Source organism: Exiguobacterium sp. s138 (assembly GCF_018618775.1).
Classification (GTDB): Bacteria; Bacillota; Bacilli; order Exiguobacteriales; family Exiguobacteriaceae; genus Exiguobacterium_A; species Exiguobacterium_A artemiae.
On sequence record NZ_JACSMW010000004.1, the window covers coordinates 245,826 to 254,750 of the forward strand.

At 46.9% G+C, this 8,925-nt stretch carries 6 protein-coding genes; all 6 read left to right on the top strand.

The window, feature by feature from the left end:
* The first annotated feature begins 147 nt into the window (after positions 1–147).
* The 6 genes from dnaN (at position 148) to KNP91_RS11370 (ending at position 8,550) form a co-directional block, all read left to right on the top strand.
* A complete protein-coding gene (dnaN, locus tag KNP91_RS11345) occupies positions 148–1,281 on the top strand; it encodes a DNA polymerase III subunit beta (protein WP_012368916.1) in 1,134 nt (377 codons plus the stop codon).
* A gap of 140 nt (positions 1,282–1,421) precedes the next feature.
* The gene (gene yaaA / locus KNP91_RS11350) at positions 1,422–1,643 is read left to right on the top strand and encodes a S4 domain-containing protein YaaA (protein WP_012368917.1); all 222 of its coding nucleotides are present in this window, start codon (positions 1,422–1,424) and stop codon (positions 1,641–1,643) included.
* 1 nt (position 1,644) lies between these two features.
* Complete coding sequence (gene recF / locus KNP91_RS11355) at positions 1,645–2,799, top strand: DNA replication/repair protein RecF (protein ID WP_012368918.1); 1,155 nt, start codon at positions 1,645–1,647, stop codon at positions 2,797–2,799.
* Positions 2,800–2,809: 10 nt separating this feature from the next.
* A complete protein-coding gene (gene gyrB, locus KNP91_RS11360; RefSeq protein ID WP_200868725.1) occupies positions 2,810–4,723 on the top strand; it encodes a DNA topoisomerase (ATP-hydrolyzing) subunit B in 1,914 nt (637 codons plus the stop codon).
* 27 nt (positions 4,724–4,750) lie between these two features.
* Positions 4,751–7,411, top strand: a complete 2,661-nt coding sequence (gene gyrA / locus KNP91_RS11365; protein ID WP_214850143.1) for a DNA gyrase subunit A — start codon at positions 4,751–4,753, stop codon at positions 7,409–7,411.
* 92 nt (positions 7,412–7,503) lie between these two features.
* Entirely contained in the window at positions 7,504–8,550 is a 1,047-nt protein-coding gene (locus KNP91_RS11370; protein WP_214850146.1) for an HD-GYP domain-containing protein, read from the top strand.
* Positions 8,551–8,925: the final 375 nt, after the last annotated feature.

The window sequence follows — 8,925 nt, forward strand, 5'->3', positions numbered from 1 at the left end:
ACAAGTTATCCACACGCGTTTTGGCTCTATACCAAGTTATCCACCGACTTATCCACACTATCCACAGCCCCTAATACTATTATTAAAAAAATATATTATTATGTTATGATGATGTAACGCCCATTTTGAGAGGAGCTTAACGACAATATGCATATTACAATTCAACGGGATACTTTAATCCAAGCAATTCAAGATGTAGCAAAAGCTGTTTCATCCCGGACAACGATTCCGATCTTAACGGGAATCAAACTCGAAGCCCATGGTGACGGTATGACGCTGACAGGAAGCGATACGGAAATCTCGATTGAACGGACGATCTACGCGGAAGAGAACGGAACATCCTACGTGACAGTCCATCGTGCAGGCAGTGTGGTCTTAAACGCCCGCTTCTTCGGCGATATCGTGAAAAAGTTACCCACAGATGAAGTCATCCTTGAAGTATCACCAAACTTCATGACACGGATCCAATCGGGTACGGCAGAGTTCCACCTGAATGGACTTGATCCGGATGAATTCCCACGCTTACCGCAAGTCGACGGCGGACAGCAGTTCCGTTTACCGGCTGATCTGTTACGGTCAATGATCCGTCAAACGAGTTTTGCCGTTGCTGTACAGGAAACACGTCCTGTATTGACGGGTGTTAACTTCTCGGCGGATAAAGACATCCTGACATGCGTCTCGACGGACAGTCACCGACTGGCCTTACGACGGGCACAGTTTGAAACGGATAACGAGATTTCGTTCCAAAACGTCATCGTCCCAGGAAAAAGCTTAAACGAATTATCCAAATTACTTAGTGATGGTCACGTCGACATCACGATTACGAATCAACAGATCCTGTTTAAGATGAAACATGTCTTATTCTTCTCGCGTCTGCTTGACGGCAACTACCCGGACACATCGCGTTTGATTCCGGAAGAGTACCGCACGGCAGTCCGCATGAATGCGAAGGAATTACTTCAAGCAATCGACCGTGCGTCACTGCTTGCTCGCGAAGACCGTAACAACGTCATCAAGTTTGCAGCAGAAGGAACGACGGCAGTCGAGATTTCTTCCCACTCACCGGAAGTCGGTAAAGTGTCGGAACAAGTCAGCATCTTATCGCTTGAAGGAGAAGAGTTAAAAATCTCGTTCAACTCGAAATACATGATGGACGCGTTAAAGGCACTCGATGCGACGGATATCGAAATCCAGTTCACCGGTTCGATCCGCCCGTTCATTCTGCACCCGGTTGACCAAGACAACGTCTTACAGCTGATCCTGCCAGTCCGGACAGCATAATTTATACCCAAGGAACCGTTTATGTTCCTTGGGCTTTTTTTGAAATCCGCATATACGTTCGTTCATTTTGCCAAATCATAAGTTTTTTAGTACAATAAAGAGTACGTCATTTATAATATGTAGGTAGGAGGAGTCAAACCATGAATCAAATCAAGATTTCAACAGAATATGTCACATTAGGTCAGTTCCTGAAACTTTCTGATATCATCTCGAGCGGTGGACAAGCTAAACCGTTCCTCGCCGAGGTACCCATTCTTGTCAACGGTGAAGTCGATCAGCGACGCGGTCGTAAATTACGGGATGGAGATGTGATTGACGTAGAAGATTACGGTCAGTTCATCATTAAGAACGAGGGAAACTAACGTGCGACTAGATTCGGTCCGACTCAGTCACTACCGCAACTATGAGTCGTTGGAATTATCTTTTTCCGAAAAGACGAATGTGCTGATTGGAGAGAATGCACAAGGGAAGACAAACCTCCTTGAAGCCATTTACGTTCTGGCTCTTGCAAAGTCCCACCGGACGACGCATGACAAAGAATTGATCCAGTGGGATGCCGAGACAGCCCGTGTCGAAGGACGGATTCACAAGAGAAGAGGATCACATTCGCAGGAAATCGCGATTTCAAGCCGTGGTAAAAAAGCGAAGCTAAATCATCTCGAACAGCGCCGGCTCAGTGATTATGTTGGTGCGTTGAATATCGTGCTGTTTGCACCGGAAGACTTACACATCGTCAAAGGCAGTCCTCAAATCAGACGTCGTTTTTTGGATATGGAAATTGGTCAGGTCAGCCCGGTCTATCTACATGAATTAAGTCAGTATTTAAAAGTCCTCAAACAACGGAATGCATTGCTTAAGCAGTTATCGATGAAAGGTGGGGACGAGACGTTCCTCGATGTCTTGACGGAGCAGATGATTACGCTTGCCGTTAAAATTGTTCAGCGCCGTCATCACTTCATTGCCCAGCTCGAAAAGTGGGCACGTCCGATTCATGAAGGAATCAGTCGCGGACAGGAACAGCTCGTCCTTATTTACCGTTCGGATACATTCAGCAATGATTTGCTCGATGTTGAAGGAATGACTGCTTCTTACATGCAGAAGTTTGGTAAAATGAAGACAAACGAAATCCGAAGAGGTGTGACGTTGTTCGGTCCGCACCGGGATGACTTCGAAATGGAAGTCAACGGTCGGAATGTCCAGACTTATGGTTCACAAGGACAGCAACGAACGGCAGCACTCTCTTTGAAATTAGCAGAGATTGAATTGATTCATGAAGAAGTGGGGGAATATCCATTGCTACTTCTAGACGATGTCTTATCCGAGCTCGATGATCATCGTCAAACCCATTTGCTCGATACGATGCAACAAAAGGTGCAGACCATTCTGACGACAACGAGTGTCGATGGAATCGCACATGAAACGATCAAACAGGCGAAGTTGTTCCACGTGAAACAGGGGGCCGTCATTTTGGAAGAGACATCATACAAAGAAATAGTAGGTGAGAAAACCGATGAGTAATCATGAAGATATGGAATTAGAACAAGGGTACGGTGCCGATCAAATTCAGGTGCTTGAAGGTCTAGAAGCCGTTCGGAAACGTCCGGGTATGTATATCGGATCGACTGCATCGAAGGGGCTTCACCATTTGGTGTGGGAAATCGTCGATAACTCGATCGATGAAGCACTTGCAGGATATTGCGATACGATCAAAGTCACGATTGAACCGGGTAACTCGATTCTGGTCGAAGATAACGGACGGGGAATCCCGGTCGATATCCAAGAGAAGATGGGACGTCCAGCAGTTGAGGTCATCTTGACCGTACTTCATGCCGGCGGTAAATTCGGCGGCGGCGGATACAAAGTATCCGGTGGACTTCACGGAGTCGGGGCATCTGTCGTTAACGCCCTGTCGACGAAACTTGAAGTATTCGTCAAACGGAATGAAAAGTTGTATTACCAAGCGTATCACCGCGGTGTACCTGCTGCCGATTTAGAAATTATCGGCACGTCAGAAGAAACCGGGACGATGATCCGTTTCTTCCCGGATGATGAAATCTTCCAGGAAACTCTTGAATACGATTATGATCTGCTGGCGACACGTCTTCGTGAGCTCGCATTTTTAAATAAGGGACTGACGATCGAAATTACGGATGATCGTGCGGATGAACCGATTACGCGCAGCTTCCATTACGAAGGCGGAATTAAGTCTTACGTCGAGCATTTAAACCGTTCGAAAGAAGTCGTCCATGAAGAACCCGTTTATGTACACGGGAACCGCGACGGGATTGAAGTCGAAGTCGCGTTGCAATATAACGATGGTTTTGCAGCCAACATCTATTCGTTCACGAACAATATCCCGACCCATGAGGGCGGAACACACGAAACCGGTTTTAAGACGGCTTTGACACGTGTCATCAATGACTACGCGAAAAAATTCGGTCTGATGAAAGAAGCCGACGGTACGTTGTCCGGTGAAGATGTACGTGAAGGGATGACAGCGATCGTCTCGATCAAACACCCGAATCCACAGTTCGAAGGACAGACGAAAACGAAACTCGGCAACTCGGATGCACGGACAGCAACGGATACGTTGTTCTCGTCTGCGTTTGAACAGTTCATGATGGAGAATCCGACAAGTGCCCGTGCGATCGTCGAAAAAGGAATGATGGCGTCTCGTGCCCGGATGGCTGCGAAACGTGCCCGTGAATTAACACGACGTAAAGGTGTCCTTGAAGTCAGTTCACTTCCAGGGAAACTTGCCGACTGTTCATCACGTGATGCGACGATTTCTGAAATCTACATCGTTGAGGGTGACTCGGCGGGTGGTTCAGCGAAATCTGGACGTGATCGTCATTTCCAAGCGATTTTACCGATTCGAGGTAAGATTTTGAACGTCGAAAAAGCACGTCTTGATAAGATTCTCGGCAGTAACGAAATCCGGACGATCATTACGGCGCTCGGAACGAGTATCGGTTCTGAATTCAACATCGAGAAAGCCCGGTATCATAAAGTCATCATCATGACCGATGCCGACGTCGATGGTGCCCACATCCGGACACTGTTATTGACATTCTTCTATCGTTACATGCGTCCGCTGGTCGAGCACGGTTACGTCTATATTGCCCAGCCGCCGCTTTACGGAATCAAGCAAGGAAAAAACATCACGTACGTCCACAACGAGCGTGAGTTGAACGAAGCACTGGCAGCACTTCCGGAAAACGCACGATACGACATTCAGCGTTATAAAGGTCTCGGTGAGATGGATCCGGAGCAACTGTGGGAAACCACGATGGATCCGAGTGGTCGTCAAATGCTGCGTGTCGAATTACAGGACGCGATCGAAGCAGATGAGGTCTTTGACATTTTGATGGGAGACCAGGTAGAACCACGTCGTGACTTTATCCAGTCGCACGCCCACTATGTGAAGAACTTGGATATTTAACGTTGAATAGAGAGGGTGGCCATACGAATGTCCGATCAACAAGGAATCATTAAAGATATCAACATCAGTCAAGAAATGCGTACATCCTTCATGGATTATGCGATGAGCGTTATCGTCGCACGTGCTTTACCGGATGTCCGTGACGGTTTAAAACCGGGTCATCGTCGTATTTTATATGCGATGAATGACCTCGGGATCCGCGCGGATAAACCGCACAAGAAGTCTGCCCGTATCGTCGGTGAAGTTATCGGTAAGTATCACCCGCACGGTGATTCTGCTGTTTACGACACGATGGTTCGTATGGCACAGGACTTCAGCTACCGGTATGAGCTCGTCGACGGTCACGGAAACTTCGGTTCGGTCGACGGCGACTCCGCTGCAGCCATGCGATATACGGAAGCCCGTATGTCAAAAATCGCAATGGAAATTGTACGTGATATCAATAAAAACACTGTTAATTTTAAAGATAACTACGATGGATCAGAACGGGAACCGGAAGTGTTACCGTCCCGCTTCCCGAACTTGCTTGTCAACGGTTCGAGCGGGATTGCAGTCGGGATGGCAACGAATATCCCACCGCACCAGCTCGGTGAAGTCATCGATGGAGTCCTTGCGTTATCGCATAATCCGGACATCACGATTTCTGAACTGATGCAGCATATTCCAGGACCTGACTTCCCGACAGCTGGAGAAATCTTGGGCCGCAGCGGAATTCGCCGCGCTTATGAAACCGGTCGTGGATCAATCATCGTCCGGGCGAAAGCCGAAATCGAACAGACAAAAAAAGATCGCGAACGGATCATCGTGACGGAGTTGCCGTACCAGGTCAACAAAGCCCGTCTCGTTGAAAAAATTGCCGATCTTGTCCGTGAGAAAAAAATCGAAGGTATCACCGATTTGCGTGATGAGTCTGATCGCCGTGGTATGCGTGTCGTGATGGAGATCCGTCGTGATGCGAATGCGAGTGTCATCCTGAACAATCTCTACAAACAGACATCGATGCAGACGACGTTCGGTGTCAACATGCTTGCCATCGTCAGTGGACGTCCGCGTACCCTGACGCTGAAGGAAATGTTGTACCACTATCTCGAGCACCAAAAAGAAATCGTCCGTCGCCGGACACAGTTTGATCTCGAGAAAGCAGAAGCACGGGAACATCTTCTTGCAGGCCTGCGGATTGCGCTTGATCACCTCGATGAAGTCATTAAGATCATCCGTGCCAACCGCACAGCAGATGCTGCCCGTGAACAGTTGATGGAACGGTTTGAATTGTCCGAGAAACAATCACAAGCAATTCTTGATATGCGTCTACAGCGTCTGACTGGTCTCGAACGTGAGAAAATCGATGCCGAGTACGATGAGATCATGGCATTGATTACAGAACTCAAACGAATCCTTGAAAGTGATGAAGTCTTGCTCGAATTGATCCGGACAGAACTTGAAGAGGTGAAAGAACGCTTCAATGACCAGCGCCGGACCGAAATTCGGATGGACCACATCGAATTTGAAGATGAAGATTTGATTCCGGAAAAAGATATCATCATTACGTTGACAAGCAGCGGCTACATTAAACGTCTTACGACGGATTCGTACCGTGCTCAACGACGTGGTGGACGTGGTGTCCAAGGAATCGGTACAAACGACGCGGATTATGTAACACGTCTCTTGTCATGTTCGACGCATGATACGATTCTGTTCTTTACGAACCGCGGAAAAGTCTACCGGATTCGCGGCTATGAAGTGCCGGAGATGAGCCGGACGTCAAAAGGTGTTCCGATCATCAACTTGATTCAAATCGAACGTGATGAGAAGGTCGAGACGATGATTCCGGTTAACTTTAAACGTTACCTCGAAGAACAAGAGGTAGCGGAAGTAACTGAAAACATCATTGATGTCGAAGTCACTGCAGAAGATGCACCGGATGGTCTTGAAGAACCGGAAGAAGCGCTTGATGCAGAAGAAGTGATGCAGGATGAACAGAAATCGTTGATCTTCATGACGCGTAAAGGTCGTGTCAAACGTTCACCGTTATCTGCTTATGCCCGAATCAATAAAAATGGATTGATTGCGATTCGTCTGTTTGAAGATGATGAATTGACATCTGTCCGTCTTGCTTCGACAGAAGATGAAGTCTTTACTGTCTCAAATACCGGAAAAGCGATCCGCTTCCCGATTACGAACGTGCGCTCGATGGGTCGTGGTGCCCGCGGTGTCAAAGCGATGAACTTATCGGCAGACGCAATCGTCATCGGAATGGAACTTGCCCGTGATGAACAGGATGTACTCGTCATTACGGAAAAAGGTTTCGGTAAACGGACGCCAATGACAGAGTTCCGGACACAATCACGTGGTGGTAAAGGATTGATCGCCAGTAAAGTAACGGACCGGGTCGGACAAATCGTGGCACTCCGGATTGTGGATGTCGATGATGACATCATGATCATGACGGAAAGCGGCATCGTCATTCGAACAGATTCACAAAATATCTCCAGTGTCGGACGTAATGCACAAGGGGTTAAAGTGATTCGAATCGAAGAAGGCGACCGTGTCGCAACAGTTGCGAAACTGAAAAAAGAAGATGCTGTCGAGGAAGAGGGTACTGTACTGGAAGAAGGCGAAACGGGTTCGGAAGAACAGCCGGTTTCCACTTCTGAGATGAACAGTGAATCTGAGCAGACAGAAGAATAAACGAAGCAGAACGACGTACAGCAGAGTGGGGACAACTTGTCTTTACTCTGCTGTTTTTCTAAAAATCATTGAGGGAAAGGGACGAGACAACGATGCGTGTGGCAAGTGAGCGACTTATTCTTGGTGACCGGATAACCGAGTCTTTATTTTTACATACAGATATTCCAATCGTCGAGGCAGGCAAAAAAATCGGGGCAGATGAGTTAAGACGAATCAAACGATTTTTGATCAAAGAGGTGGACATCGAGAAACGACCTGAAGGTATGAGCGAAGCTTCGATGACGGATCAAGAACTGGACGACATGACAGAAGACAGTATATTTGATTCATTGATCGAGACTTATAATTATGTGTTCACTTCCTGGGAGCAGGGATTGGTTCCAAATGTATACGATGCATTGAGATGGGTGAAGGAATCGATGCCGGAGACGATGCGTCGGGACGACATCTTACCGTATTTCCTAGAGCGCGGAACAGAAGCTTATACGGTTCGACATGCGATTTACCGGGGGGCAATTGCGCAACTGCTCGCAGAGGCAGCGCGAAAAGAGCGCAAGATGATTCACGATTTATGGGTCGCGTCCTATTTTGCCGATTGTGGATTAGCGCGAATCATGGAATGGCGTCATACAAAACGTTATGAAGCGATGCAACAAGAAATCTTTCACCGTCATCCTGCAATGGCGTTCCAAGCCTTACAAAAGGAAAACATCATTTCCGATACAGTCAAACGCTTGATTGTTCAACATCATGAACGGTTGGACGGTTCCGGATATCCCTTGAAAGTCAAAGGGGATAAAATCATGGATCATACAAGATTGTTCATCGTGGCAGACGTCTTTGCAGCCATGACAAGTTGGCGTCCGTACCGTGAAGCATATAAGGTATATGATGCATACTGCCATTTAAAAGCGCGACCTATGCAATATGATTCGAAATATGTGATGCTCCTTGGACAGTTGCTCTTACCGATTGAACCGGGTGACCGTGTCTTGATGAGTAATGGAAAGATTGCAACAGTCCTTCGAAAAAACAGTATATTTGACCGCCCGGTGATTGCGTATGAAGAACATAACCGGCGTATCGTTAAAGATTTGATGGAGGACCGGCAGCTGAACATCATTCAGCTCATGGATTAAAGATCTGTATCATCTGCATTATATATAGAAGGAACACTCTCTTTTTTGTCATAAATCTGATGAAAAAAAGAGTTTTTCTTTTTTTATAAAAAAGACTTGTACAATAATAAATCCCATGGTATATTATTTCTTGTCCTTAAGAGGACGAGCGCACTGCACGAAACAAGAAAAAAACTTCTTTTAAAAAGTTGTTGACTTATTGTTTCAGACTTGGTATTCTAATTGAGTCGCCAAAACAGGCGCGGACGAACTTTGAAAACTGAACGATGAGGCAAAAAACGTATCTTCGGATACAAACAATGAATGAAGCGCAAGCTTCGTCAACGTGACTCCGGTCACAAAAACGAGCAAGTCAAACACTTTATGGAGAGTTTG